Source organism: Gemmatimonadota bacterium, from assembly GCA_039715185.1.
GTDB lineage: Bacteria > Gemmatimonadota > Gemmatimonadetes > Longimicrobiales > RSA9 > DATHRK01.
The window spans coordinates 1-26,383 of sequence record JBDLIA010000032.1 but is presented as its reverse complement, the minus strand read 5'-3'; the positions used below and the strand labels follow the sequence as shown (position 1 = coordinate 26,383).

Below are 26,383 nucleotides of genomic sequence, written 5' to 3'. Positions count from 1 at the left end.
GCGGATATCGCACCGCGCCGGGAGGTGTTGCACGCGCACCTTACGCCCGTTAGCACCTACTGGTGCGATCCTCACCAACTCAGGAGGAGACTATGCGGCACAGCCCCATGGCAACCCTGGCGATCGCGATCACGCTTGTGAGCGCCGCCTGCCAACCGGTGGATCAGGCCCCGTCGGAGCTGACCGCGGCGGATGCCGAGGCGATTCGGGCGGTTGACGCCGCCGCCACGGAGGCGGGCGTCGCCGGCGATTTCGACGCGTTTGCCGCTCTCTACACCGAAGATGCGATCCTGCTGCCGCCGAACGCACCGGCGGTCACCGGACGCTCCGCGATTAGGGATTACTGGGCCTCGGTTCCGCCTATCGTCGCCTTCGAAATCGAGGTCGAGGAGATCGTGGGTCGGGGGGACCTCGCGTACGTCCAGGGCAGCTACTTGCTGGAGTTGGCGCCGCCCGGTGCGCCCGAGCCGATCCGGGACAACGGCAAGTTCATCGAGATCCGGCGCAGGCAGCCGGACGGCTCCTGGCCGCTTTCGCGTGACATCTACAACTCGAACCTGCCGATAGCTGCGCCAGAGCCTGCAGACGCTACGGCGAGCGAAGGTGAAACGTAGGCGGTGGGGCTTACGAATGAACTGAGGCAACCGTGAGTGCGGGCGGAGGGGACTAACGGTGGGACCAGCAGCTTCAGGCAGCAGGAGGGAAAAGCCATGGCTGGGAAGCGCGAAGAAGAGGCCAACGATGCTCAACTCGATGGTGCGGGCCGTCTAAGCAGGCGGGATTTCGTCAAAACGGGAGCCGCCGACGGGTTTGCGGCGGCGGCCCTGCTGACGACCGGCGAGGTGGCCGCGAGGAGTTCGGCCGGCGAGGAGGCGGAGGAGGACTATTCACTCGCCGCCCAGGCGGGAGGCGGATGGGACTACGAAGCGGATGTCGTCATCGCGGGCGGCGGGTGCGCGGGCCTGACCGCGGCCATTCGCGCGGCCGATCTGGGAGCCACCGTCCTCGTTGTCGATCAAAACTTCGATCTGGGCGGCAGAATGCTGCACAGCGGATCCTTCCTGTCGCTCGGCGGGGGTGACCCGGTCCAGCTGCGGGACATGAACGGCGAGAGCGACGCCGAGGGGTTCGTCACGGCAGATCCGGCGGTCGAGCCCGAGGAGCTCGACGACAGCGTCGACCTGCTGTTCACCGACGTCACCGACTGGTCGATCGTCGACCGCAAAGCGCAGAGCCCCTACAGGTACAACGAGCCCGAGATGATGCGGGCCTGGGCCGAGAACTGCCCGGCCACCAGGCAATTCCTGATCGACAACTACGTCCGCTTCTCACGCGTCGCCGGCACCCACGGCGGAGGGGGGCTGTCGCGCGCCAGGGGGGCAGTCTGCTTTCTCATGCTGGGTGACAGGACCGACGTGAAGGCGGGCACAATAACCGCGGAGGACGCCGGCAGGGCCGACCCCGAGCGCACCAGTGCGTTCGCGCCATCGCAGATGTTCGACGCGAGTCGGTTCGTAGGACCGAACGCGGTGGGCAACGGTGTGGCCCTGGCCCGGCCGCTGGAGTTCTCGGCCCGGGAGAAGGGCGTCGAGTTCATGCTTCACCGCCGCTTCGACGAGCTGGTGCGCGAGGAGCCGTCTTCGGGGCGGGTGCTCGGAATCAGGGCCCAGTATTCTCCGCGCCACCACCCGGAGACCGGCGAGCTTCTGCAGAGCTACTGGCAGAACGGCAACCTCGACGAGCAGCGGGAAACGGTTACCATCAGGGCGCGCAAGGCGGTCATCCTCGCGAGCGGCGGTCACGCGGGCAATCCCCAGGTCCGCAGCATGTTCTACCCCGCCATGCGCGAGCCCGCGTTCCCGACGAGCGGTCGTGCCCTGCTGGGCCCGCACGGTCAGGACGCCAGCGCGCTCATCGCCGGCCTGAGGGTCGGCGCGAACCTGGCGGGGATGCAGCAGAACCTGTCCTATCCGGTGACCTTCCACCTCTCGACCCGCCTCGGCACCCCGGACGCGTACACCGGCATGATGCCCGGTCACCCGACGTTCGGCTTCCGCGGCTCCACCGGGATCAACGTCGGTAGGGCCGGCTTCGAGGAGTTGATCGTCGTGAACCAGGTCGGCAAGCGCTTCTTCAACGAGATCCGCCTCGTTCGGAGACCCGGGTTGAACGCCTACCCCGGCGATGGCGGCGCCCCGGGCCAGGGGCTCGAGCACACGCCGCTGGACTGGCGCAATTGCACCAAGGAATGGATCCGGGAGATGTACGACTACGACCACGGCCTTGCGGCTGCGCTGGCGATCAACGAAGGGTCGGAGCCGCCGCATTACTACTCCGGGCCGCTGTGGGCGATTTTCGACCAGGACGCCCTCGAACGCGCCGGCGCGGAGCTACGGTACCCCTACGTGGCCGACAACGGATACTTCTTCGCGGCCGACACGATCGAGGAGCTGGCCGACAAGATCGCCGCGGGCAACGAGTACCAGAGGATGCCGCTCCGGTACCTGGCCGAAACCGTGGCGACCTGGAACGGCTATGTCGAAGCGGGCGCCGATCCGGAGTTCGAGCGTGAAGAGGACGGAGAAATGCACCCGATCGCGACGCCGCCCTACTACGCGCTCTCGGTAATGGTGGTTTGGCACGACTCGTACGGCGGACTGCGCGTCAACGGCCGGCAGCAGGTGGTGGACATGCGGGGTGAGGTGATCCCGGGCCTCTATGCGGGCGGCGAGGCCGTAGGGGGCTTCAACAAGCACGGCTTGGGCAAGGGACACGTACACGGCTACATCGCCGGCACGCACGCGGCCGAAGAGCCGTCCGAGTAAGCGCGACCCGAATGCTCAAGATCGTACCGGGTGTGCTGGGGGTCGCCTTTCTCCTGGCCCAGGTCTCCGTCGCCCAGCAGGGCGATCAGGGGTCGGCGTTCGAGCGGGGCCAGCGGCTTTTCCAGAACAGCTGCGCGCTTTGCCACGGGGACTCGGGCACGGGGACTCCGCCGTCTTTCCCGGCCCTGAGTGGCAACGAGCGACTCGGGGACTTCGAGTTGATCGTGACCAACATCGCGCGTGGGCGAGGCGCCATGCCTCCCTTCCCCGACCTGAGCGCCGAGGAGATCGCGTCTCTGACGAACTACGTTCGTAACGCGTGGGCGAACGACTTCGGTAAGGTGAGTACGGAGGAAGCTGCAGCGGTGCTGGAGGGGCTCGAGGAGACAGGCCCGATGGCGTCGGTCTGGGATGGCGTATTCACGGAGGCGCAGGCGCAACGGGGCCAAACGGTGTATCCGGGCCCATGCGGCTGGTGTCACGGCCGCAGGCTGAACGGCGCGCCGGACGACCCGGACATGCGGTCGACACCCCCGCTTGCACGGGCGAAGTTCCTGCGCGACTGGGGTCAGAGATCGCTCGCCACGCTGTTCGAGTACATGCGGGCGAGGATGCCGGAGAACAACCCGGGCTCTCTGACCGACCAGGAGTACGTCGACGTCATCGCCTACATGCTCTCCGTGAGCGGGGCACCGGCGGGCGACGAGGAGCTCCGACCCGATCCGCAGAGCCTGGCTCGCGTCGTCATCGAGCAGGACCCATAGCGCGGGGCACACCCAACGACGTACCCGAATGAGAGCGGCTTCCGATCCGGCGGGCCGCGGGCCGGCGGCGTCGCGGCCGCCGGCCCCCAGAGCCTCGCCTACCCTACTTCGCTCGATCCATGTTGATGGAGAAGATCTGGTCCTCATGCGTGCTGTAGTACTTGAGGAACGTCGCCAGATTCGCGTCCCACTCTTCTCTCTCTGGCGTTCCTTCCTCAGGCTGGCGTTCCTCGAACCACTCGTCGCACGGCTCGCACGGCGCGTTGATCGACGCCCAGTCGGCGTATTCGGACATGAACACCACATCGCCGCCGTTGGGGCCGTAGTTGTGCACTGCCACACGGGACCAAAGGACGTTGGGGTCCATCTCGTTGATCGGCACGCTCACGCTGTCCACCCACCACATGACCGCTTGCCGATCGTCGCCGTAGGCCAGGTGGAACTGAGAGGTGGTCAGGTACCGGATCTCCGGTCCTTCGTCATCGTCGTCATCCTGCGCGGTCACGCCGATCGGAATGAGCAACAGGACGCATACGGCCAGAATGCCATGCGTGCGTACCGTCATCGGTACCTCCCGGATTGATGGGGGATGGCGGGCAGAAGAAGAGGATAAGGCGGGAGACCTTCGTGGCACAACGGAGGGCCGGGGAGTCGAACCCCAATCGAAGGTATCTGCGCGAATGGAGGGTTCGACCACCGTCAGCGGCGTACCGCCGATCTGCTGGAGCTACTACGGAGTGACTACCGGCAGATCCTGGCTACCCGTGGGTAGAGAAGACGTACTCTCCGTCGCCGCCTCCGAAGGCGATGACCTCGAACCGGTCGATTCGGTCACCCATTTCCATGCCCGGCGAGCCGAGCGGCATTCCGGGCGCCGCGATCCCACGGATCTCCGGTGTCGTGTCGAGTAGCCTCGAGACATCCGCGGCGGGCACGTGACCCTCCACGACATAGTCGCCAATCACGCCGGTGTGGCACGAGCGCAGATCCGCTGGGATCCGCATTTCGTCTTTGAAGGCAGCCGGATCGGTAAGCTCTTCGATCCGGGTCGCGAATCCTGCGTCCTCCAGGTGCGTAGCCCACGCGTTGCAGCACATGCAGCCCGGGTTCTTACGGATGACCATCTCGGCGACCTTGGGTGAGCGCCCGCTCTGCTCGGATGCCGCCAGTCTGGGCAACGCCAAAAGGACAGCTGCCGCGGCGCTGCTCGAGAGGAAGCTGCGTCGGTCATGCATCGGTTCACCTCCGAAGTCGCAGTAAGCCTCCCCACTAAGGTAGGGCGGCCGCCGACTCCACCGGTGCCGGCACTGTCCGAAAAGTGTCAGGAAACTGGCGAACCTGATACGGAGGGCCGGGGAGTCGAAGATCGCCATCCTCGCCTCGGCCTGGGTCCGAAAATGACGGCGCTCGAAGAGCTCACACTCGAGCGTGGCGAAGAAGCTCTCGCACAGGGCGTTGTCGTAGGCGTCGCCGACCGAGCCCATCGGAGGGCCTGACGCCGGCCTGCTTGCAGCGCAGGCCGAAGGCGATGGAAGTGTACTGCGTGCCCTGGTCGGAATGGTGGATGACTCCCTTCGGACGGCGTCGGCCGAGCGCCATCTCCAGCGCGTCGAGCACGAGCGTGCTACGCAGGTGCGTGGCCATCGACCAGCCCACGACCCGCCGGCTCCACGCGTCCACGACGACCGCCAGATACAGGAAGCCGCTCCAGGTCGGCACGTAGGTGGGCGTCCCTATCCCTTTTCGTCGTCACGACCCACTTGTGCCGGCTCGCGCCGCGAAGGCCGGCCTCGCGCATCAGCCGTGCGACCCGCTTGCCTCCCACCCGCACGCCCTCGTCCTTGAGCTCGGCGTGGATCCGGGGCCGGCCGTATACGCCCCGGTTCTCTCGGTGGATCTGCCTTATCCGGCGCTTCAGGCGTTGGTCGCCCACCGCCCTCACCGACGGCTGAGCCAGGCGTAGTAGCCGCTGGGGGAGAGACCCAGCACTCGGCACATCGCCCGGACCGGCAAGCTGGCCTGGTTGGCTCTCACGAATTCGTACCCCGCTCGGGGACCGACCCGCTCTCCCGTGCAAACCAGGCCGCGGCGTTTTTCAGGATCTCCTGCTCCAGCCGCAGTCGCTTGTTCTCGCGCCTCAGCCGGCGCAGCTCCTCCCGCTCTTCCTTCGTCAGCCCATCACTACGACGGCCCTCGACCAGGTCCATCTGGCGAACCCAGTTCCGGATCGCCGAGGCCGAAGGCTCGAATTCTGTGGCCAGTTCTTCAGGCGTGCGCCCACTCCTGACCAGCTCGACCATCTGTCGCCGCAACTCCGGCGGGGACGGCGACGCATGACGCCGAAGACGTCCGCCGCTCCAAGCGCGTTATCCAGCCCGTCAAAGGGCTTTGGTCTTCGGTATCCCCGCGTCGAGAGTTCCCGTGAGCTTTGACGCGATTTCGAGGCCAACCAGCGATTCCTCGTCCGACACGAAGGTCGCGCCTGAGTCGTGAAGATCTTCACTGTGGCGTTGGTATCGACTTCGCGCGACAATAACCGCGCCCCTTGCGAGAGATCGCGCTTGTGCGGTGATGCGCTGGGCTACCGCGGGATCGGGCACAGTGATCGCTACGGCTTTCGCGCTACCTACTCCAGCACGGCGCAGGACGTCTTTTCTCGTGGCATCGCCAATAATCACGTCAATGTCCAGAGCTTCTGCCTTACGAGCCCGAGCGACGTGCTGTTCGACGAGCGCGAAGGAGATCTTCTGGTTCTTCAACTGTTCCGCGACGGTCCGGCCAGCCGGTCCAAACCCGACAAGAACCACCTGCACCGAGCGGCGGTCGTCTCCTTCTCCAGCATCATGAGCCGGCATATAGCCCCTCCACTTCATCCGAGCCACACGCGCTGCGAGGGCCACGAGATACGGACTCACAAATAGCGTCGCAACAACGACCGTGACCATGAGTTCAAAGAACTCTAGACTGATGAGTTGCGCACTGCGGGAGATCTCGAGTAGGACAAAGGAAAACTCACCGATTTGCGCTAGGCACAGCGCGGTCGCGGCAGCAGCGCCCACCGGAGACCGGAACAGCAGAACAACTGCGAAGACGACTATCGACTTGCCCACGACGATACTCGCGGCAAGCCCACCGACGGCGCTCCATTGCTCGACTATCATCTGCGGATTGGTCAACGTGCCGATCGCGGCGAAAAACAACGTTACGAACAGTGCTTTCAACGGAGTGACGTCCGCGCGGACTTGGGTGCCGAATGGTGATTGGGACAACATCACGCCTCCGACGAACGCCCCAAGAAGCGGCGACAACCCCAGCGCATGGGCTCCCGCGGCGCATCCAATCGCGACGACGACGGCGAGCAACACCGGGAGGTCGTGATTCGTGCTTTCCGCCGAAAACTCCACGAGCCGCGGAAAGACGAATCGCAAGAGCACGAAGATGACGCCGACCAGTGCCAGCCCTGCCAGAAACGCTCGGACGAGTTCCAAGCCGATCACCCCTGATGGCCTGTCATCTCCCAAGGCGGTCACGATCAGAACGAGTGGGACGACGGCGATGTCCTGCAGGAGTAGGATGCCCACCGCATTTCGGCCGTGTACACTATCCATCTCCGCGCGGTCAAGGAGCAGGCGCGTGACCAGGGCCGTACTACTCAGAGCGACCATTGCCCCGACGACAACAGCCTGCCGCATATCGAGCCCCAAAGCCCGGCCGATCGCCGTCCCAATCGCGGTCGTGATCACGACTTGTAGTGTCCCGCCCCCGAGGGCGACAGGACCAATGCGCCGCAGTTTGCGCCATGAGAAATCCATTCCGATCGCGAACAACAGGAGCGCGACGCCGAGCTCAGCGATTCCCAGGATCACATCACGATTGGGAATCACATCGAACGCATGCGGGCCAAGCAAGGCGCCGGCGAGCAAGTACCCAAGTACCGCGTCTTGTTTGAGCCTATCGAACAACGCGCCTAGGAGCATTGCACCCAGCAGCAGGATCAGCACGTCCTGGAGTATGGTCCACGTAGCCATGCGCGTTCAGCTCTCCGTGATTCCGGTCGTGTTGGATTCTTAGCCGGTGCGTCGTTCAAGCATGAGGCGCACGAACTCGTCGCACCTGCGAGGCGTTCAGCTCGGAACTCCTTGACGACACCTACCGCCTTGGGTCACGCCGATATCCGAACAACGCTTGGATACACCCACCTGGCGAAGGAGCACCTGCGGGCGCTGATCGACGAGGACGGCGACGTGCACAATCCGCTCCGGGAGTTGGCTTGAGCGACAGCGTGTGCCCACTGGTGTGCCCGAGAGAGCTACCATCACATGGACCGGCCGGCGCCACAACGCCGTAACTCGTTGTCCCACACCGCACGGAGGGCCGGGGAGTCGAACCCCGATGGGCTTGCGCCCGGCGGTTTTCAAGACCGCTGCCTTACCAGTTAGGTCTAGCCCTCCCAGTGCCCGGAGTCTACCGGATTCGGGTGCCGGGCTCCAGGGCGTTTTCGGGCCCGCCGCCCGCCGCCCTAGTGCCGGAAGACGCGCCGCCCGGTAAACACCATCGCCACGCCGTGCTCGTCGGCGGCGGCGACGACCTCCTCGTCGCGGACCGAGCCGCCGGGCTGCACGATGGCGGTGACGCCTGCCTCGGCGGCCGCGTCCACGCCGTCGCGGAACGGGAAGAAGGCGTCCGAGGCGAGCACGGCGCCCTGCAGGTCCACGTCGCGGTCGCGGGCCTTCAGGATGGCCAGGCGGGACGCATCCACGCGGCTCATCTGCCCCGCGCCGATGCCCACGGTGCGCTCGTCGCGGGCGAGCACGATGGCGTTCGACTTCACGCTCGCGGAGGCGCGCCAGGCGAAGCGCAGGTCCTTCATCTCCGCGTCGCTGGGCTGGCGCGCGGTCACGACGCGCCAGGCGGCTTCGTCGAAGCGCATGCGCATGGCCTTCTGCACCAGCACGCCGCCGCGCACGCGCTTGAGGTCGAGCCCTTCGGGGCCCGCGGCGCCGGGGATGCGCAGCAGCCTCAGGTTCTTCTTGCGGGCCAGCACCTCCACCGCCCCCGGCTCGAAGGCGGGCGCGACTATCACCTCCAGGAAGTGGCCGGCCATGGCCTCGGCGGCGGAGGCGCTGAGCGCCCGCGTCACCGCCACGATGCCGCCGAACGCCGACACCGGGTCGCACGCCAACGCGCGTTCGTAGGCGTCGGCCACGTCCTCGCCCAGCGCCACGCCGCACGGCGTCGTGTGCTTCACGATGGCGCACGCGGCGCGCTCCGCGTCGGCCCACGGCGAGGCCGCCATCAGCGCCCCCTCCACGTCAAGCAGGTTGTTGAACGACAGCTCCTTGCCCTGCACCTGCTCGAGCGAGGGGAGCCCTCCGCGCGCGCCGGCCTCGGCGTAGAAGGCGGCGGGCTGGTCCGGGTTCTCGCCGTAGCGCAGGTCCTGGACCTTGGTCAGGGTGACCGTGAGGGTCGCCGGGAAGACGCCCTCGGCGCCCTCCTCGGGGACGCTCGCCTCGAACGCCTCGGTGGTGCCGCTGGGCGCTGCGTCCGCGGCGGCCACCTTGCGGACCGGCTCGCCGTCGGCCTCCCGCGCCACCGCCCTACCCGCCGGGTCGAGGTGCCCCGCGATCGCCTCGTCGTAGGCCGACGTGTGCGCGAACACCTTGGCCGCCAGTTCCCTTCGCCGGGCGCCGTCGGGGCCATCGGCGTCCAGCTCGGCCAGGATGGCCGCGTAGTCCGCGGGGTCCACGAGCGCTATCACGCCGGCGTGGTTCTTGGCCGCCGCGCGCAGCAGCGTCGGGCCGCCGATGTCGACATTCTCCATGGCCCGGGCCCCCTCGGCGCCGGCCGCCACCGACTCCCGGAAGGGGTACAGGTTGACCGCCACCAGGTCGATGGGCTCGTAGCCTTGGGCCGCCAACTCCTCCAGGTCCGCGGGTTTGTCCCGGCGCGCCAGCACGCCCGCGTGGATGGCCGGGTGCAGGGTCTTCACGCGGCCGTCCATCATCTCCGGATGGCCGGTGGCCGCCGACACGTCGATCACGTCCAGGCCCGCGTCGCGCAGCGTGCGCGCCGTCCCGCCCGTGGAGAGCAGCTCCCAGCCGCGCTCCGTCAGGCCGCGCGCGAAGTCGGCCAGACCGGTCTTGTCCGAGACGCTCAGCAGCGCTCGTGGCATCAATCGATCCGTGAGTCGGTGTGCAGGGTCGCGGGGTGGTCCGCCCCGGCAATGTCCGCCGCCAGGCGGTCGATGACCAGGGGGTAGAGCGCGTGCTCGGCGTCGAGCACCCTGCGCGCGAGCGTCTCCGGCGTGTCGCCCTCCAGGACCGGCACCGGCTGGTGCGCCAGCGTGGCGCCGCGGTCGTACTCCTCGTCCACCAGGTGCACCGTGGGCCCGGACGACTCCACGCCCGCCTCCAGCACCGCGCGGTGCACGCGCTCGCCGTACATGCCGGGGCCGCCGAAGCGCGGCAGCGGCGCCGGGTGGACGTTGACGATGCGGCCGCGGAAGCGGCCGACCACCGCCGGCGGCACGAGCCTCAAGTACCCCGCGAGCGCGATCAGCTCAATGCGGTGCGCCTCCAGGGCGGCCAGCAGGTCCGCCTCGACGTCGGCCCGGTCGCGACCAGCGACCGGCACGACCAGCGTCGGCGCGCCCGCCGCCGCGGCCCGCTTCAGCGCGCCGATGCCCGGCCGGTCGCTCACGACCAGCTCCACCGACGCGCGGGCCTGGCCACCGGCGCAGTGGTCGAGGATCGCCTGCAGGTTGGTCCCGCCCCCGGAGGCGAACACCGCCAGGCGGGCCCTCCTCACGCCAGGCCGCCCCCGAAGTGGGGGATCAGGAACGGGTTGGAGCGGCGCTCGTGGCCCACCGTGGTGGGCGGGCCGTGGCCGCTGAACAGCACGGTGGCATCGGGCAGCGACAGCACCTGCTCGCGGATGGAACTCATGAGCGTGGCGAAGTCGCCTCCCGGCAGGTCGGTCCGGCCGATCGAGCCCAGGAAGATGACGTCCCCCACGAGCGCGAACTCCCCGGCCGACGATACCAGGATGACGTGCCCCGGCGAGTGGCCGGGCGCGGCGCGAACCGTCAGCTCGGCTTCCCCGAAGCGCACGCCGGAGCCCGGCGCCAGGTCCGCGTCGGGCTCGGGCAGGTCCAGGTCCGGGAGCCCGAACATGCGCGCCTGCTCGCCCACGTGCGCATACAGCAGCCGGTCGCCCTCGGGCAGATGGACCGGCGCCGGGTGCCGGTCCCGCAGCGTGGCGACACCCTCCACGTGGTCGTAGTGCGCGTGCGTCAGCAGAATGGCGGCGAGCTCCCCGCCCCCCGCATCGACGGCGTCCGCCATTTCCTCGGCCGCCCCCCCCGGATCCACCGCCACCGTCGCCCCGGTCGCGGCGTCGCGGACCAGGTACGCGTTCTGGCCGAAGGCGGCGGCGACGAAGGTGTCCACCACCAGCCCCCCAGACTCGTAGCGCTCCTGGTGCGGGGGCGGCCGCTCAGCCACCGACGCCCCCGACGAACTTGTCGTCCGCGCCCTCCTCGCCGTGGCCCTCCGAAAAGTGGTCGAAGTAGCGCACGGTGGGGTAGGCGAAGTCCACGTCGGGGTGCTCGGCGAAGCGCTCCAGGATCGCCTCCCACATGGTCTCCTCGGTGCCGCGGCGCCGGCGCGGGTCGCTCAGGTAACGCATCGTCAACAGCACGCCGCTGTCGCGCACGGTGGTATACACGATGGGGGTGAGCGCGGAGTAGAAGATCATGTACCTCCGGCTGGCCACCTGCAGCCTGCGCTCGGCGTCCGGCGTCAGCTTCTCGGCGTGCTCGGCGAGTACCTCTCCGAGGATGGTCTTGGCCTTCTTCCAGTCGCTCTCGAACGTGAGCAGCACCGGGATCTCGTGCCAGATAAAGCGAAAACCGCGCACGTAGTTCGCCAGCGGCTTGGTGAAGACCTCGCCGTTGGGGACGTGGATGATGCGACCGGTGCTCTGGTCGGCGTCCACCCAGTTGCCGATCTCGAGCAGCGTGAACTGGAACAGGCGCACGTCGACGACGTCGCCCGCGTGCTCGCCTATCTGGATCCGGTCGCCGACCCCGAACGGCCTGCGGGACAGGATGAACGCCCAGCCGGCGACATCGGTGATGGGGTCCTTGAGCGCGATGGCCACACCGGCCGAGACCAGGCCGATGAACGTGGCGAGCGACGCCACGCCCTGGAACCACACCCGTCCGACCAGGATCAGGATGAGCGCGGCGGTGACGTAGGACACGATCTTGCGCGCCTGGTAGTGCGCGCGCGGGTCGTCGGTGCGCCGCAGCACCAGCCGGACCGCCAGCCACCGGAGGAGCAGCAACGCGAGCACGATCGCCAGCGACTGGACCAGCCGCTGCGAAGACGCCTCGCCCAACCGATCCTGTAGGGCCTGCAGGAACTCCGGCATGGGTTGCCCGCACGGTTGCGAAAAAAAGAAGGCCCGCGGGACGCAATCCCGCGGGCCCGCGCCTCACGCCGGGTCGGCGGCGGAGCTCAGGCCGTGAAGGAGCTCCCGCAACCGCACCCGCCCGTGGCGTTGGGGTTCTTGAACGTGAACCCGGCGCCCATCATGGTCGTGACGTAGTCGATCTCGACGCCTTCCAGATACTGCATGCTGAAGGGATCGACGAACACGCGCAGGCCGCTGACGTCCAGGATCTCGTCGTCGGTCTCCGCGTCGTCCTCAATGTTCAGGCCGTACTGGAAGCCGGAGCAACCGCCCGGCAGCACGGCAACGCGCAGGCCCGCGTTCTGCGCGGAGCCCTGCTCTTCGATGAACTTCCTGACTTCCGAAACCGCGGTCGGCGTGACCGTGATCATGTAATCCTCCTGTCGAGCTTCAGCCGCGTCGCGCCATCCCCCACGGCGGCGTGCACCCAATACACCCTGGCGGTGCGGCGGTTTCCTGGACTTTAGACAAGCGACTCGCGGTGGTCAAGATCCTTGATCCCGCATGCGGCGACTCCGAATCAAAAGCCCGGGGCGTTCCATGGCCCTGGCGATGAAGTCCACGCTGTAGGCGTGCGCGAAGCGCCGGTCCGGGTAGAGCTCCACCAGGTACAGGCCGTGGGGATCGAGAGAGCTCATTTCCCGCAGGCGCCGCACGCCCGGATCGTCGTCCAGCGCCACGACCGGACCGTCCCTGACCTGGCAACGCTGTCCCAGCGGATCGCGCTCGCAGGGTCCGCCGAAGGGGATCACCAGCCTGGCCTCGCGCAGCAGCTCCTCGCCCGACATGTCGAGCAATTCCGCGCGCTCCCGCAGCCGCACGAACTCGCCGAAGCGGCGCCTGTCGAGGTACAGTCGCCGGTCCACTTCCCGGAGCTTGCGCACGCGCACGGTGTCCAGCTCGATGGCGAGGCGGGGGCGGCGGTGTCCGCCCCCGAACGTCACCTTCTGCTCGAGATCCGCGTACGTGAGGTGGGTGACGTGCAGGGTCCGCTCGCCGGCGGGCAGCGCGCCGATGGAAAAGTGCCCATCGGCGTCGGTGTAGGCGGGCTCCGCCCCCGTGGTCCATACGCGCGCGCCGAGGACCGGCGCGCCCTCCTGCGCGCCGACGACCCACCCCTCCACCGGCACGCTCGGCGGGACCTGCTGGGCCGAGAGCACCGCGGGGAGGAAGGCGGCCGAGGTCCAGGCCCCCAGGAGGCCGGTCCGGATGCGCGCGTGCCTGCCCATGCTGTCGCTACTCGCCCCCGGCCTCCGCTGTTCCCAGCACGGCGTCCGCGACGGCGTTCAGGTCGGGCGCGACCAGGACGCCCGGCGGCGGCGGCTCGGCATCATCGGGGCCGACCAGGAAGCCGCGCGCGCCCAGCTCCTCGGCGGCGGCGACGTCGCGGGGTCGATCCCCCACCAGGAGCGAGGCGCGCAGGTCCAAGCCGAGGTCCGCCGCGGCGCTCAGAAACATGCTCGGCTCCGGCTTGCGGCACGCGCAGGGGCCCGTGAAGTCCGGGTGGTGCGGGCAGTGGTACGCCCCCGCCAGGGTCACGCCGTGCGCGCCGAGGACCTCTTCCAGGCGGCGCTGCACCGAGGCGAATTCCTCCTCGCCGTAGAGGCCGCGCGCGATCCCGGATTGGTTGGTTACGACCACCAGCAGGAAGCCCGCGTCGGCCAGTCGCCGCAGCCCCTTCGCGGCGCCGGGAAGCAGCTCCACCTCGCTCGGGTCGGACAGGTAGTGGCGGTCGACGATGATCGTCCCGTCCCGGTCCAGCAGCACCGCCCTGCGTCCCATCAGGTTTCGGTACTCGCGAGCGCCCAGCGCAACGCGTCCACGAGCGTACCCGTCGCCCCGTCGGGCACCGTGCGCAGGTCCAGCACGACGCGGTCGTCCCGGACCATGGCGATCACCGGGGGGTCGTGAGCGCGCAGGCGGGCCTCGAGCGCGGCCGCCGAACCCCCGCTCGGCGCGACCGCGACGAGGTGCGTGGGCAGCGCGGCTTCGGGGAAGGCGCCCCCTCCCACGGCGGACTCGCCCTCCACCACTTCCACGTCCGCGGGTGCGTCCGTCAGCTCCGCGGCGAGCGCGGCGGCGCGGCGCGCGAGCTCCTCGGGCGGGGCCGAAAGCATCGCCAGGACGGGCACGAGCGTGCGCGCGGCGCGCGGGTCGCGGTGCGCCGCGAGGGTCGCCTCCAGGGCGGCGAGGGTCAGCTTGCCTACGCGCACCGCGCGCGCCAGCGGGTCGCGCCGCAGCGCTTCCACCAACGCCGCGCGGCCGACGGCGATGCCCGCCTGCGGGCCGCCCAGGGCCTTGTCGCCGCTCATCGTGACGAGGTCCGCGCCGGCCTCGACCACCTGCCGCGCGGTGGGCTCGGCGGGCAAGCCGAGGGGGGTGGGATCGGACAGGATCCCCGAGCCGAGGTCGACTATCAGCGGCACGCCCGCCTCGCGCGCGAGGGCCGCCAGCGCGGCGACGTCCACCTCGGCGGTGAAACCGCTCACCCGGAAGTTGCTGCGGTGCACCTTGACCAACGCCCGCGTGTCCGGGCCGATGGCGGCGCGGTAGTCTCGCTCGTGTGTGCGATTGGTGGTGCCGACCTCCACGAGGCGCGCGCCCCCGGCCTCCATCACCTCCGGGATGCGGAACGAGCCGCCGATCTCGATCAGCTCGCCGCGGCTGACGATGACCTCGCCCCCGCCCGCCAGGGCGCGCAGCGCGAGCACCAGCGCGGCCGCGTTGTTGTTCACCACGACGGCGTCCTCGGCGCCCGTCAGCTCGCGCAGCAGCCGCACCGCGTGGACGTGCCGGGAGCCGCGCGCGCCGCGCTCCAGGTCGTACTCCAGGTTGGTGTAGCCCAGCGAAGCCGCGTACGCGGCGGCCGCCGCCCGGGCCGACAGCGGGGCGCGACCCAGGTTGGTGTGCAGCACCACTCCGGTCGCGTTGATGACGGGCCTGAGGGACGGGCGGGTCTCGAGCTCGATGAGCTCTCGGGCGCGCGTCACGTACCACGCGTCGGACGGCGCGGCGGCGAGGCTGCCGTCGCCCAGGGCGGCTCTCACCTCATCCTGGATGGCCCGCAGCGCCGACCGGACGAGGTCGCGCGGCGTGTCTTCCAGGAGCGGCTCGAACGCGGGCCCGTCCAGCAGGCGATCGACCGCCGGGATGGCCCGGCGGGGGTCGCTCATGGCTCGGGCGGCGGGTCGCCCGTAACGCCATTCCCGCCCGTGTCGTCGCCGGCGTCCGTTTCGGCCGCGTCTTCCTCGGGCTGGGGTACGGGGGCGCTGAACCGCGCGTCGCCCGCGCCGCCGCCCAGTCCGTGCACGTTGCGCACGCCCGCCACGGAGACCGCGTAGGCCGCCCCCGGGGTCAGCGGAGCAGCCAGCCGCAGGTACCATTCGCGGGTGGGCAGCGGCTCGCCCGCGGGCCCGCGCGGCACCTCGATCGGGGGCGGAGGCGCCCCCAGGCCTGCGCCGAGGGGGATCCCGCCGCGTCCGGCGCCGGGCCCCGCAGCCGCGCGGTCCACGGCGCCGGCGGAGTCGGGCGCCGCCGCGGTGACGTCGGCATCTGCCGAGTCGGCGCCCGCCGCGTCCTCGCCGGCCTCCCGGCCCAGCAGGCCCGCGCCGGGATCGTCCTCCGGCTCCGGCGCGGCCGCGCTGTCGGCCGCCGCCGCGGAATCGGGAACGGCCGCCGAGTCGGGGGCCGCCGCCGAGTCCGCCGCCGCGCGGGCGTCCTCGACCTGACGGGTGAGCAACTCCTGGAGCGCGTGCGGCGCGAACGCGGTGGAGCCGATCTCGGCGCGCGTGCTCTCGTCGACCACGCGCGCGATCAGATCGGGCTGCGCGTCCTGCGGGTCCAGCGCGTCGTCGAAGTCCAGCCGCAGCGTGAAGCTGTCGACGAACTCGGCGCGCACGAGGATGGCGGACGACGTGTCCGGCGCCAGCAGAGCCAGCGTCTCCACGAGGGTGTCCCCCGAGGCCACCTGGACCGCGCGCTCGTCGCGGGGCTCGAAAGCGTCGACGGTCCAGTCGCCGTCGCCGTCGCGCAGCGCGCGCAGGTCGTAGGCGCCCTCGGGCAGAAAACGGATCGCGAAGAACCCCTGCTCGTCGGTCATCGCCACGTAGGGCACGGTGTCCCCCACCGGCGTCGCGGCGACCGCCGCGGCCGCGACCGGTTGGCCGGTCATGCGGTCGCTCACCACCCCGCCGAGCACCGTGGCCGGCACCTCGGGTCCCGTGCTGAAGACCAGCTCGACGGCCTCCGCGCGGGCGTTGCCGAAGAGATCGGCCACGCCCGGCAGCAGGGTGACGCGGTAGACCACCCCGGGTGACCAGCCGCCGTCCTGGCGCACGCGCAGCTCGCTCCCGCCCTTGTCCACCTTGAACTCGCCCGCCCTGGGTGAAACCAGAATCGACCCCTCGATGCCGCGCTCGCTGATGCGCTCGTCGAACTTGAAGACGACGGCCGAGCGGAGATCCCGGAGCGACGAGCCGGGCTCGGGCGACACCTCGATCACGCGCGGGGGCAGCCGGTCCTGCTCGCCTCCCGGCGGCGGATTGGCGGTGGCGCACGCGGACGCCAGCGCGCCGGCCAGCAGGGCGAGGCGGCGGTACGGCCGGCGCGCGACCGATCGCGCCGCGGGTGCCTTCTCGCCGGCCCTCATCCCAGGGCCTGCAGCTTCTCGGACAGGCGCTCCTCCTGCTCGCGGAAGCTGACGGCCTTCTCCCGCTCGCGTTCCACCACGTCCGCCGGCGCGCGCCCGGTGAACGACTCGTTGGCCAGGCGCCCTTCGGCCGCCCGGCGTTGTCCGCCGATGCGCTCCAGCTCGGCGCTCAGGCGGCTGCGCTCCCTGCCCAGGTCGATGACGTCGGCGAGCGGCACGAACACGCCCGTGCCGTCCTTCAGGACGTCGTGCGCTCCGGCCCCCGAGAGGCCGCCGTCGGCGGGCTCGGCGCGCGCCAGTCGCGCCAGCGCGCGGGGCTCCCCCTCGAGCGCCGCGCGCAGCCCCGCCGAGGCGTCGGTGAGGTGCACCGCGACCGGCTGGGAGGGCGGCACGTTGTACTCTGCGCGCGCTGTCCGGATGGAGCCGATGAGCTCGATCAGCGCGCCCAACTGCTCCTCGGCGTCGGTGTCGCGGGGCTCGCGTTCGGGCCAGGGCGCCACCACCAGCGACTCGGGCCGATCGCCCGCGGGCAGCGGTAGGTTGAGCCACAGCGCCTCGGTCACGAAGGGCATGATGGGGTGGAGCAGGCGCAGCCCCGCGTCGAGCACGTGCACCAGCGTCGCCAGAGCGGCGGCGCGCGAAGCGCCCTCCGCCTCGTCGTCCAGCCGGGGCTTGATGAGCTCGATGTACCAGTCCGCGACCTCGCCCCACAGGAAGTGGTAGGTGGTGGAGGCGTAGTCGTGGAAGCGGAACTCCTCCAGGTTGCGGGTGGCTTCGGCGCTCGCCTCGGCGAGCCGCGACAGGATCCAGCGGTCGGCGAGCTCCAGGTCGCCGCGCGCCTCCTCGAGCGGACGGATGTCGCGCTCCGCCAGGTTCATGAGCGCGAACCGCCCCATGTTCCAGAGCTTGTTGGCGAAGTTCCGCCCCGGAGAGAACGAACCCTCCAGGTCGTCGGGGTTCAGTTGCACGTCTGTACCCACTCCGGCCGCGGCCACGACGGTGTAGCGCAGCGCGTCCGCGCCGTACAGCTCCACCACCTCCAGCGGGTCGATGCCGTTGCCGAGCGACTTGGACATCTTGCGCCCGAGCTGGTCCCGCACCGTGGCGTGCAGGTAGACGTCGCTGAACGGCTCTTCGCCCATGAACTCCAGGCCAGCCATGATCATCCGCGCCACCCAGAAGAACAGGATCTCGGGCGCGGTGCTGAGCGTGTGGGTGGGGTAGAACGCGCGCAGGTCATCGGTATCGTCGGGCCAGCCCAGGGTCGAGAACGGCCACAGCCAGGAGCTGAACCAGGTGTCCAGCACGTCCGCGTCCTGCTCCAGCTCCGCGGAGCCGCACGCCGGACACGCGTCGGGGTCCTGGCGCGCCACCACCATCTCGCCGCAGGCGCAGTACCACACCGGGATCCTGTGCCCCCACCACAGTTGTCTGGAGATGCACCAGTCGCGGATGTTCTCCAGCCAGTGCTCGTAGACCTTCTTCCAGCGCGCCGGCGTGAAGCGCACGCGGCCTTCGCGCGAGGCAGCCAACGCGGGCTCCGCGAGGGGCTTCATGCGCACGAACCACTGCAGCGACAGGCGCGGCTCGACCACGGTACCGCAGCGGTAGCAGCGCGGCACCGAGTGCGCGTGGTCCTCTACGGCGTCCAGCAGCCCCTGCTCGCGCAGTGCAGACACCACCCTGTCGCGCGCCTCGAAGCGGTCCAGCCCGCGGAATTCCTCGGGGGCGTTGTCGTTGGTTACGCCGGCCTCGGTGAGGACTTCGAGCGCCTCCAGGCCGTGCCGCTGGCCCACATCGAAGTCGTTGGGATCGTGCGCCGGCGTCACCTTCACCGCGCCGCTGCCGAACTCGGGGTCCGCCCACTCGTCGCCGACCACGGGGATGCGCCGGCCCGTGAGCGGCAGCTCCACCTCGGCGCCCACGACGGCCGCGTAACGGCCGTCCGCGGGGTGCACCGCGACCGCGGTGTCGCCCAGCATCGTCTCCGGCCTGGTGGTGGCCACCACCAGGTAGGGGCGGCCGTCGGCGAGCGTCGGCAACCCGGGCGCGTCGGTGCCCGCCGGGAACGGGTAGCGCAGGTGCCACAGGTGTCCGTCGGTGTCGTGCGCCTCGGCCTCCTCGTTCGAAAGCGCGGTCAGGCAGCGCGGGCACCAGTTGATGATGTAGCGGCCGCGGTAGACGAGGCCCTTCTCGTGGAGGCGCACGAACACCTCGCGCACCGCCCGGGACAGCCCCTCGTCCAGGGTGAACGCGGTGCGCGTCCAGTCGCACGACGCGCCGATCGCCTTCAGTTGCCCCAGGATGCGCGGGCCGGTCTGGCCCACCCAATCCCAGACGCGCGCCTCGAACGCCTCCCGGCCCACTTCGTGCCGCGACTTGCCCTCGTCGGCGAGTTGGCGCTCGACGACGTTCTGGGTCGCGATGCCGGCGTGGTCGGTGCCGGGCACCCACAGCGCCAGCCTGCCCTGCATGCGGCGCCAGCGGACGAGCACGTCCTGGATGGTGTTGTTCAGGCCGTGTCCCATGTGCAGCACCGACGTGACGTTGGGCGGCGGTATGACGATCACGTACGGGTCCCGCGTGGCCGCGTCGGCGGGCGCGGCGCCGAAGTACCCGCGCTCCTCCCACGTGGAGTACAGGTCGGCCTCGAAGGTCTTGGGGTCGTACTGTGGAGGGAGCGGCTGGGTCATGGTCTCCTGTGGTCGGCGGCGCCCGCTCGGCGCGAACCGGTCCCGGCCCGCGTCCCGAGCGCGCCGGCCGACAAGAGCAGGAAGATAGAGAAGGGCCGGGGCATTTCAACGGGGCGCGCCGACGCACGCCCCTGGAGCGGACGAGTTCGGGCGCTGTACACGCCCTTGGAGTCAGGCGTCTACGAGCTTCCAGACAGCCACAACCAAGAACAGACCCAGGCCCAGAGCGAGCCAGTGGTCGAAGACGAAGTCGCCCAGTTGGCCCGCGGTCTCCTTGGCGACGGTTATCGCCGTGAGGCCGCCGTACTCCCCCAGCGCCTGGACCGAGGCGATCACGACGCGACCTCGAGACGATCCACCACGACGTCCACGGCGGCCACCGCACGCGCGCGCCGGACCGCCTCGCGCGCCGCGTCCGGGCTCGTCACCAGGCCGGTGAGCTGCACTATGCGCGGCGTGAGCGCGCTGACGCGCAGGGTTATGGCCGCGATGCCCGGCTCCGCCAGCGCGCGGCGCACGCGCGCTTCGGTCTCGGCGGCGGCGCGGATCGCCGGGCTCACTTCGACTCTCCACCCTCGGAGCGCTCGCCGCGCTCCCGCTCCACGCGCTCGCGGATCGCCCGGACGCGGTCCTCGAACTCCTCGTTCAGCCCGGCTCGGTAGGCCTGGTCGCGGATCGTCGACCATTCGCGCAGCGCGGCCTCTATCTCCTGCCGCCTCTCCTCCGAGGCGTTGAACGCGACCGGCGGAAGGGTGATCGTGCCCAGGTGGATGCCCTCCGAGGAAATGCCCCAGCGACGCCCCTGCGAATCCGTGAACGTCCAGTCGCTCGCGCGCCGGTCGGCCTCCAGCTCCGCGGCTATCGAGTCGTTCAGCAGCGCGAGCCGCGGCAGGAGGCCTCGCAGGATGGCCTCCTCGGGCGTTTCCGGCGGCAGCAGGTAGGCGGGACCGTGGTCGCGCCACAGGCGAGGATCACGGACGGCGCCGGGGCGCAGGCGATCCACCGCCGTGAGCTGCTCTCCTGCGGGCTCGCCCGGAGGCTCCGGCGATGGTGGCGCGGGACGCACGGACGGCCTGGGGGTCGCCTCGGGGTCGTCGGGGCGCGCGAGCTCATCCACCTCACCCTCCACCGCCTCGAATTGCAGGAGGCGCAGTCCCGGGTCTCGCTCGGAGGCGGGCACGGGGCCAGTCGGCACGGGCCGGAACCCGGGCGATAAGCGGATCAGCAGCAGGATCGCGACGTGCGCGAGAACGGAGGCCACCAGCGCCGCCCGGAACACGCGCCGCTCGCGCACGTCGCGCCGCTCGGCCGCGGACGGTCGCAGGGCCGCGCGGGCCGCCCGATCCGAATCGGGAGGCGGCTGGACGGGCCCGTCGGGCGGACGTCGAGGTGGGGTGAGCGTGGCGCGCGACATGTCTCTAGAAGTAACCCCTGTGCTACGGCCGGTTCCTGACGCGACGCCTCGCCGCCGCCCGGAAAGTGGCGGCCGTCGGGATCACCCCCCGCGCTGAACGACCACGTGCGCGACGCGGCCCAGTCGCTCGCCGGCCTCGGCGAGGCGCGCGGCGCCCTCCGTGAGGGCGATCCGGAAGAAGCCCTCGCCACCCGCGCCCAGCGCGGCGCCCGGCATCACCACCACGGCCTCTTCCAGCAGCGCCCTGCGCGCGAACGCCTCCGACGGCTCGCCGCCCGGCACGGGCACCCACAAGTACATGGTCGCGCGCGGCACGCTCACGTCGAAACCGGCGCCAGCCAGGGCCGCGGCCGCCGCGTCGCGGCGCGCGCGAAACTCGTCCACGTTGGCCGCGGCCCAGTCCGCGGAGTCCGCCAGCGTGGCCGCCCCCGCCGCCTGCACCGCGAGGAACACGCCCGTGTCCACGAACGTCTTGACGCGCGCGAGCGCGGACACGGCCTCGCGCGCCCCGGCCGCCCAGCCCAGGCGCCACCCGGTCATGTTGTACGTCTTGGACATGGAGTGGAATTCGACTGCCGTCTCGCGCGCGCCGTCGATCTCCAGGATGCTCGGTGGAACGTAGCCGTCAAAGGCGATCTCGCTGTAGGCGTTGTCGTAGACGAGCAGGATGTCGTGCTCGTGGCAGAACGCCACGGCGTCCTCCAGGTACGCGCGCGGCGCTATCGCGGCGGTTGGATTGTTGGGGTAGTTCAGGTACAGGATCTTCGCCCGCGCGCACGTGTCCGAGTCCACGTCGCGGAACGGCAGCAGGAAGTCGTTCTCGGGTCGCAGAGGCAGCGCCACCGGCTCCGCCCCGGCCAGCAGCGTGCCGCCCCGGTAGGGCTGGTATCCGGGGTCGGGGAGGATCGTCGCGTCGCCGGGTTCCAGGTACGCGAAGGCCAGGTGCGCGATGCCCTCCTTCGAGCCGATCAGCGGCAGGACCTCGGCGAACGGATCCAACGTCACCGCGAACCGGCGCCGCATCCACGCCGCGACCGCCGCGCGGAACGCGGGCAGGCCGAGCTGGAAGCCGTAGCGGCTCATAGACGGCTCCGCGGCGGCGTCCGCCAGCGCGCGGACGGCCTCGGGCGGCGGCGCGAGCCGGGCGTCGCCGGCGCCCAGGTCGATCACGTCCCGGCCTTCGGAGCGCAGCCGCCGCTTCAACTCGGGGACGTCCGCCAGCGGGTAGTCGGGGAACGACAGATAGCGCTCCGAGCGCTGCGGCATGGACCGTCCGGAGTTGCAGGATTGGCGGACCCGCGGGCAGCCCGCGATCGACCGTAGCAGGGTCGACGGCGGCGACGCTAGCCGTCAGGTCTTGAGCGTTTTCTTCCGCGCGGCCGGGAATAGAACGTTGTTGAGGATCAGGCGATAGCCCGGCGAGTGCCGGTGCAGATCCAGGTCCGTGGGGGCGTCACCGATCTGGTGCTGCGGGTCCTCCGGGTCGTGCCCACCGAGGTACGTCCAGGTCCCCTCGCCGAAGGTGCCGTGGATGTACTTGGCCCACGGCGACCCCTCCTCCTCGGCGAGCACGATCACGCCCGGCTTCAGGCGCTCGAGCCGAAACGAGGTGGTCAGTCCGTAGTAGTCGGGGATCACCGTTTCGTGGTTCTGCGTCAGCATGGACGGGACCGGGTCGAACTTGGCGCTGAAGTCGAAGAGCGAGAACGCCCCCAGGGGCTCTCGCCACGGCGTGTTGACCTGGTGGCCGTCTATGTCGCTGAACGCGCTCACCCCGGGGTTGGTCTGGAGGGTCGCGCCGGTGAAGGCCATGGCCAGCTCCCAGCGCATCCGTGCCGACGCGTTCGGGTCCATCGGCGAACCGTCGCTGAACGCCGCCGCGATGTCGGTCCCGCCACCCGCCATCGCCAGCTCGACCGTTTCGGTCGCGGTGCACATCGCGAACAGGAAGCCTCCCTGCGCCACGTAGTCGCGGATGCGGGCCGCGACCTGCTTCTTCACCGCGGGCACGTGCGGGAAGCCGTAGCGGCGCGCCACCTCTTCGTTCCGGCGCACGTCGTCCTGCAGCCACGGGGTGCCAGCGTAGTTGATGTAGAACTTGGAGTACTGGCCGGTGAAGTCCTCGTGGTGCAGGTGCAGCCAGTCGTAGTCGTTCAGGCGACCGTCCAGCACCGCGGGGTCCCAGATCCGGTCGTAGGGGATCTCGGCGTAGGACAGCGCGAGCGTCACGGCGTCGTCCCAGGGGTCGGCCGATCCGGGCGTGTAGACGGCAATGTCGGGCGCCTTCTCCAGGATCACCGACTCCATGTTCGCGCCCGCCACTTCGGCCCGGATGCGCGCCACGTCGGCCGCGCCCGCGCGCTCGATGGACACACCCCTGAGCGCTGCCTCGCGGCGCACCGCTGCGCGGTCCTCCAGCAAGAACGAGCCGCCGCGGTAGTTCAGCAGCCACTCGGCCTCGAAGCCCTGCACGAGCGACCAATAGGTCAGCCCGTAGGCCTTCAGGTGGTTCGCCTGGGCAGCGTCCATGGGCACCAGCACGTGCTGCGCGCGCGCGCCGGCGGCCGCGCCCGACAGGGCGATCAGGGCGAGCGCGACCGCGCGGGAGGTTCGGGACACGGTACCTGCGAGGCTTCTCATGCTTCTACTGCCGATCACGTGTTCGCCGGATCGTCGTCCAGGCGATTGAGTAGGCGTCGAGCTCGCGGCAACAGCGCGCTGCGCGGGTGCTCGAGGATCAGGCGCTCCAGCAGGACCCGGGCCTCCAGCCGGCCGGAGGGGCTGGCCGAGAGGGACTCGGCGAGCGCGAGCAGCGCGGCGGCGCTCTCCGGCGCGGCCGGGTAGCGCTCGATGAGGGCTCGCCTGGCGGCCTCGGCGGAGACCGGCAGGGACGCCCGATCGGCCACCGACGCGGCGAAATCCAGCAGCGCCGCGGCGTCCTTGTCGGCCACCGCGCCCAGGTCCGCGCTCAGGCGCGCCACGGCCACCCCGGAGCGCCCCTGATCCAGCGCCTGCACGGCCTCGGCGAGCCGCTCGGTCGCCTCCGGCGAGAGCCGGTCCAGCAGGCTCAGCAGCGCGATGGCGCGGGTCGCCTCCACCCCGCGCAGGTCTGCCACAGCGGCCATGAGCGCCTCGCGCGCCGCGGGCACGTCGCCGGTGGCCAGCAGGGCCCTGCCCCGGACCATGTTGGCGAGGGGGCCGGCGGCGTCGCCCAGGGCGGCGAGAGCCCCGCCGGGATCGCCGCCCACGAGGATGGCGTCGCCCACGGCGCCGGCGAGGCGGTCGTACTCCTGCGCGTCCGGAAAATCCCGACGAAATGCTTCCAGCGCCTGGCTGGCGGCGCTGGCCTCGCCGGCGCTGGCCGCCAACTCGATGGCGAACGCGGCCGCGCGCCGCCGCTGCGGCGAGCCGGCGGCCGCCTCCTGCTCTATTTCGAGATAATCCTGGCGCGCACGCGCGGTGTCGCCCATCGCCAGCGCCAGCTCGGCGAGGCGGCTGCGGATGGCCAGCGCACGACCGGCGGTGGGACGATCCTCGAGCAGGCGGCGATACGCCCAGTACTCCAGGTCCAGGAGGTCGGCCGCGCCGGCCCTGCGCGCCGCCTCCGCCAGGAAGCGCGCGCGCTCGCTCGCCGGGGCGCCGTCGATCGTGGCGAGCGCGGCCTCACGCGCGTGCCGCGCCAGGCCGGCGTCGACGGACAGCTCGAAGGCGGCGTTGCGACGCTCCCGTGTGGTGGGCGTGGCGAGCAGCCGGGCGGCCAGCGGTTCCACCACAGCCGCGGCGTCCTCCACGCGGCCCAGCCAGCGCCTGACGACCAGAAGCGCGCTCGCCGACTCGCCCAGCGCGCGGTCCAACTCGCGCACCGCCGCGTCGGCGTCGCCCCGCCGCGCGTACGTCACGCCCAGCTCCAGCGCGAGCGCGTCGTCGCGTCCGAGCGCTTCCCGGCCGCGTCGCAGCACGCGCAGCGCCTGGTCGATCTCGCCCCGCTCCTCCCACACCCGGGCGACCTCCCGGTAGGTCGCGGCGTCGTCGGGGGACAGCGCGAGCCAGGCTTCGGCCGCGTCGCGCAGCTCAGCGCTCCGCCCCAGCGCGGACAGCGTGCGCAGCAGCGCCTGGTAGCCTATCTGCTGGTGCTCGCCGGTGCGCAGCAGGGCGCGCGCGTAGGGTAGCAGGTCGGGCAGCTCGCCCTGCGCCACGAGCACGGCCTCGAGCAGGAGCAGGCCGCCGATGGACGCGGGGTCGGCCGCCAGCGCCTCCTCCAGGTTCCTCCGCGCGCCAGCGTAGTCGCCGCGCGTGCGCTGCCTCGTCGCCTCGCGCAGCATGTCGTCCACGCGGACGCGGGCCTCCCTGCTCAGGGGCCGCGCCTGCGCGTGGGCGGGCGCCGGCGCCGCCGCGCTCAACGTGGCCGCGCCCAACAGGCACAACGCCAGGCGCCTCACCGGCGAGATCGCTCCGTGGCGGGAGCGTCGTCGGGGTCTGTGTCGGGCGATCTTGGCCTGGCGGCCCGGTCGGGCCGGTTGATGAGGTCGAAGTAGTCGAGGATCAGCCGCCGGTATCCCGGCGACACCTTTTGCAGCAGCGCCGCGGGCGGCGTCGGGTAGCGCACTCCACCCGCGGTCAGCGCGGGATCGAGCGCGCCCGCGCCCAGGCGCTCGAACGCCGCGGCGGCTTCGGCGGTGCGCTCGTCGCCCAACTCCTCCCTCTCCAGCGAGCGGCCGGCGTCGAGCATGCGGTGGAACAGCCGCTCCTGCCGCGCCAGCACGTCCCGGTCCAGGCGCCCGCCGGCGAGCTCGCGGGCGAGCCGTTCGGCCTCCTCCGCCATGGCCTCGACGTCGCCCAGCGTCTCTTCCTGCCCGCCGAGCGTCTCCCCCGCGCCCTGGAGTTGCCGGGCGATGTCCTGCTGCCGCTCGGACAGCCGCCGCGCCTGGCGCGACAGCACCGCGGCGGACAGATCCTCGGGCGATAGCGCGCTCGCTTCGTTGTTGACGCGGCCCTGCTGCGAGGCCGCCTCGGCGAGCTGCCGCAGAGCCTGCTCGAGGCCGGTGCCGGCGGATGACTGGCCCACCTGCTGGGCGTTCTGCAGGAGCGACAGCGCGAGGTTGTTCATGGCGTCCACCGCCGCCTGCGTCTCCTGGATCGGCAACCTGGGCCGGCCGTCTCCGCCCTCCATGGCGCTCGCGCTCTGCTGCACGTTCTGCATGGCCTCGCCCAGCGCTTCGCCCACCTGCCTGTCCACCATCGCCGACCGGCTGGAAGCCTCCGACAGATTGCGGGCGATCGATTCCAGGCCCTCCTGCACCGCCGCCTGCTCGCCCCGCATGTCCGCCATCTGCTGCTCGGAGGCGCCGTTGCCGTCCTCGCGCGCCTGCTGCATCTGCTCCAGCAGCTCGGCCTCCCTTTCGGCCAGCGACAGAGCGTCCTGCGTGGCCTGCTCCAGCGCCTGCGCGGTGTCGTCGCGCCAGGCCTCGGTCATCGCCTCGCGCGCCGAGTCCAGCAGGTCGGCCGCCTGCTCCATGCTCCGGGCGCCGCGCCGGCCGGCGTCGGCCGCCTCCTGGCGCTGGCCC

24 protein-coding genes, 1 tRNA gene and 1 pseudogene are annotated in these 26,383 nt (G+C 70.9%); 4 read left to right on the top strand and 22 right to left on the bottom strand.

The window, feature by feature from the left end; translation table 11 throughout:
* The first annotated feature begins 92 nt into the window (after nucleotides 1-92).
* From ABFS34_07890 to ABFS34_07880, 3 genes are all read left to right on the top strand, one after another.
* Nucleotides 93-614 carry a DUF4440 domain-containing protein gene (locus ABFS34_07890; protein ID MEN8375353.1) on the top strand — a complete coding sequence of 174 codons (522 nt, stop codon included), beginning with the start codon at nucleotides 93-95 and terminating at the stop codon, nucleotides 612-614.
* 96 nt (nucleotides 615-710) lie between these two features.
* Nucleotides 711-2,825 carry an FAD-dependent oxidoreductase gene (locus ABFS34_07885; protein ID MEN8375352.1) on the top strand — a complete coding sequence of 705 codons (2,115 nt, stop codon included), beginning with the start codon at nucleotides 711-713 and terminating at the stop codon, nucleotides 2,823-2,825.
* A gap of 11 nt (nucleotides 2,826-2,836) precedes the next feature.
* Nucleotides 2,837-3,589, top strand: a complete 753-nt coding sequence (locus tag ABFS34_07880) for a c-type cytochrome (GenBank protein MEN8375351.1) — start codon at nucleotides 2,837-2,839, stop codon at nucleotides 3,587-3,589.
* A 103-nt stretch (nucleotides 3,590-3,692) separates the two neighbouring features.
* Here the strand turns inward: ABFS34_07880 and ABFS34_07875 are convergent, their stop codons facing one another.
* From ABFS34_07875 to ABFS34_07860, 4 genes and pseudogenes are all read right to left on the bottom strand, one after another.
* Nucleotides 3,693-4,154, bottom strand: a complete 462-nt coding sequence (locus ABFS34_07875) for a hypothetical protein (GenBank protein MEN8375350.1) — start codon at nucleotides 4,152-4,154, stop codon at nucleotides 3,693-3,695.
* A gap of 193 nt (nucleotides 4,155-4,347) precedes the next feature.
* Nucleotides 4,348-4,824 carry a DUF411 domain-containing protein gene (locus ABFS34_07870; GenBank protein ID MEN8375349.1) on the bottom strand — a complete coding sequence of 159 codons (477 nt, stop codon included), beginning with the start codon at nucleotides 4,822-4,824 and terminating at the stop codon, nucleotides 4,348-4,350.
* A 126-nt stretch (nucleotides 4,825-4,950) separates the two neighbouring features.
* A pseudogene (locus tag ABFS34_07865) lies at nucleotides 4,951-5,901 on the bottom strand (IS3 family transposase).
* A gap of 66 nt (nucleotides 5,902-5,967) precedes the next feature.
* Nucleotides 5,968-7,617: a cation:proton antiporter gene (locus ABFS34_07860; protein ID MEN8375348.1), complete on the bottom strand. Its 1,650-nt coding sequence runs from the start codon at nucleotides 7,615-7,617 to the stop codon at nucleotides 5,968-5,970.
* Between the two features lie 111 nt (nucleotides 7,618-7,728).
* Here ABFS34_07860 and ABFS34_07855 point away from each other — a divergent pair, with 111 nt between their 5' ends.
* Nucleotides 7,729-7,863, top strand: coding sequence for a hypothetical protein (locus tag ABFS34_07855; protein MEN8375347.1), 135 nt, complete (start codon nucleotides 7,729-7,731; stop codon nucleotides 7,861-7,863).
* A 93-nt stretch (nucleotides 7,864-7,956) separates the two neighbouring features.
* Here ABFS34_07855 and ABFS34_07850 read toward each other — a convergent pair.
* From ABFS34_07850 to ABFS34_07765, 18 genes are all read right to left on the bottom strand, one after another.
* Nucleotides 7,957-8,040, bottom strand: a tRNA-Ser gene (locus ABFS34_07850).
* Between the two features lie 68 nt (nucleotides 8,041-8,108).
* Nucleotides 8,109-9,761, bottom strand: a complete 1,653-nt coding sequence (gene purH / locus ABFS34_07845; protein ID MEN8375346.1) for a bifunctional phosphoribosylaminoimidazolecarboxamide formyltransferase/IMP cyclohydrolase — start codon at nucleotides 9,759-9,761, stop codon at nucleotides 8,109-8,111.
* Nucleotides 9,761-10,396: a phosphoribosylglycinamide formyltransferase gene (gene purN, locus ABFS34_07840; GenBank protein ID MEN8375345.1), complete on the bottom strand. Its 636-nt coding sequence runs from the start codon at nucleotides 10,394-10,396 to the stop codon at nucleotides 9,761-9,763. Before purN ends, purH begins: the two co-directional genes overlap by 1 nt.
* Entirely contained in the window at nucleotides 10,393-11,091 is a 699-nt protein-coding gene (locus tag ABFS34_07835; GenBank protein MEN8375344.1) for an MBL fold metallo-hydrolase, read from the bottom strand. Before ABFS34_07835 ends, purN begins: the two co-directional genes overlap by 4 nt.
* The gene (locus ABFS34_07830; protein ID MEN8375343.1) at nucleotides 11,084-12,022 is read right to left on the bottom strand and encodes a mechanosensitive ion channel family protein; all 939 of its coding nucleotides are present in this window, start codon (nucleotides 12,020-12,022) and stop codon (nucleotides 11,084-11,086) included. The genes ABFS34_07835 and ABFS34_07830 overlap by 8 nt, the downstream gene beginning before the upstream one ends.
* An 86-nt stretch (nucleotides 12,023-12,108) precedes the next feature.
* Entirely contained in the window at nucleotides 12,109-12,435 is a 327-nt protein-coding gene (locus ABFS34_07825; GenBank protein ID MEN8375342.1) for an iron-sulfur cluster assembly accessory protein, read from the bottom strand.
* 114 nt (nucleotides 12,436-12,549) lie between these two features.
* Entirely contained in the window at nucleotides 12,550-13,293 is a 744-nt protein-coding gene (locus ABFS34_07820) for a carboxypeptidase-like regulatory domain-containing protein (protein MEN8375341.1), read from the bottom strand.
* A 7-nt stretch (nucleotides 13,294-13,300) separates the two neighbouring features.
* Nucleotides 13,301-13,846 (bottom strand): HAD family hydrolase, encoded by a 546-nt coding sequence (locus ABFS34_07815; GenBank protein ID MEN8375340.1) that lies wholly within the window; start codon nucleotides 13,844-13,846, stop codon nucleotides 13,301-13,303.
* Nucleotides 13,846-15,237 (bottom strand): L-seryl-tRNA(Sec) selenium transferase, encoded by a 1,392-nt coding sequence (gene selA / locus ABFS34_07810; GenBank protein ID MEN8375339.1) that lies wholly within the window; start codon nucleotides 15,235-15,237, stop codon nucleotides 13,846-13,848. Before selA ends, ABFS34_07815 begins: the two co-directional genes overlap by 1 nt.
* Complete coding sequence (locus ABFS34_07805) at nucleotides 15,234-16,712, bottom strand: Ig-like domain-containing protein (GenBank protein ID MEN8375338.1); 1,479 nt, start codon at nucleotides 16,710-16,712, stop codon at nucleotides 15,234-15,236. The genes selA and ABFS34_07805 overlap by 4 nt, the downstream gene beginning before the upstream one ends.
* Nucleotides 16,709-19,405 (bottom strand): valine--tRNA ligase, encoded by a 2,697-nt coding sequence (locus tag ABFS34_07800; GenBank protein ID MEN8375337.1) that lies wholly within the window; start codon nucleotides 19,403-19,405, stop codon nucleotides 16,709-16,711. The genes ABFS34_07805 and ABFS34_07800 overlap by 4 nt, the downstream gene beginning before the upstream one ends.
* A 171-nt stretch (nucleotides 19,406-19,576) precedes the next feature.
* Entirely contained in the window at nucleotides 19,577-19,741 is a 165-nt protein-coding gene (locus ABFS34_07795) for a hypothetical protein (protein MEN8375336.1), read from the bottom strand.
* On the bottom strand, nucleotides 19,738-19,965 hold the full coding sequence (locus tag ABFS34_07790) for a BON domain-containing protein (GenBank protein ID MEN8375335.1): 228 nt from the start codon (nucleotides 19,963-19,965) through the stop codon (nucleotides 19,738-19,740). Before ABFS34_07790 ends, ABFS34_07795 begins: the two co-directional genes overlap by 4 nt.
* The gene (locus ABFS34_07785) at nucleotides 19,962-20,819 is read right to left on the bottom strand and encodes a hypothetical protein (GenBank protein ID MEN8375334.1); all 858 of its coding nucleotides are present in this window, start codon (nucleotides 20,817-20,819) and stop codon (nucleotides 19,962-19,964) included. Before ABFS34_07785 ends, ABFS34_07790 begins: the two co-directional genes overlap by 4 nt.
* An 81-nt stretch (nucleotides 20,820-20,900) precedes the next feature.
* Nucleotides 20,901-22,085, bottom strand: coding sequence for an aminotransferase class I/II-fold pyridoxal phosphate-dependent enzyme (locus ABFS34_07780; GenBank protein ID MEN8375333.1), 1,185 nt, complete (start codon nucleotides 22,083-22,085; stop codon nucleotides 20,901-20,903).
* A gap of 84 nt (nucleotides 22,086-22,169) precedes the next feature.
* The gene (locus ABFS34_07775) at nucleotides 22,170-23,459 is read right to left on the bottom strand and encodes an asparagine synthetase B (protein MEN8375332.1); all 1,290 of its coding nucleotides are present in this window, start codon (nucleotides 23,457-23,459) and stop codon (nucleotides 22,170-22,172) included.
* A 14-nt stretch (nucleotides 23,460-23,473) separates the two neighbouring features.
* A complete protein-coding gene (locus ABFS34_07770; GenBank protein ID MEN8375331.1) occupies nucleotides 23,474-25,258 on the bottom strand; it encodes a hypothetical protein in 1,785 nt (594 codons plus the stop codon).
* A partial coding sequence (locus ABFS34_07765) for a hypothetical protein (GenBank protein MEN8375330.1) occupies nucleotides 25,255-26,383 on the bottom strand: 1,129 nt, incomplete at its 5' end. The genes ABFS34_07770 and ABFS34_07765, both read right to left, overlap by 4 nt.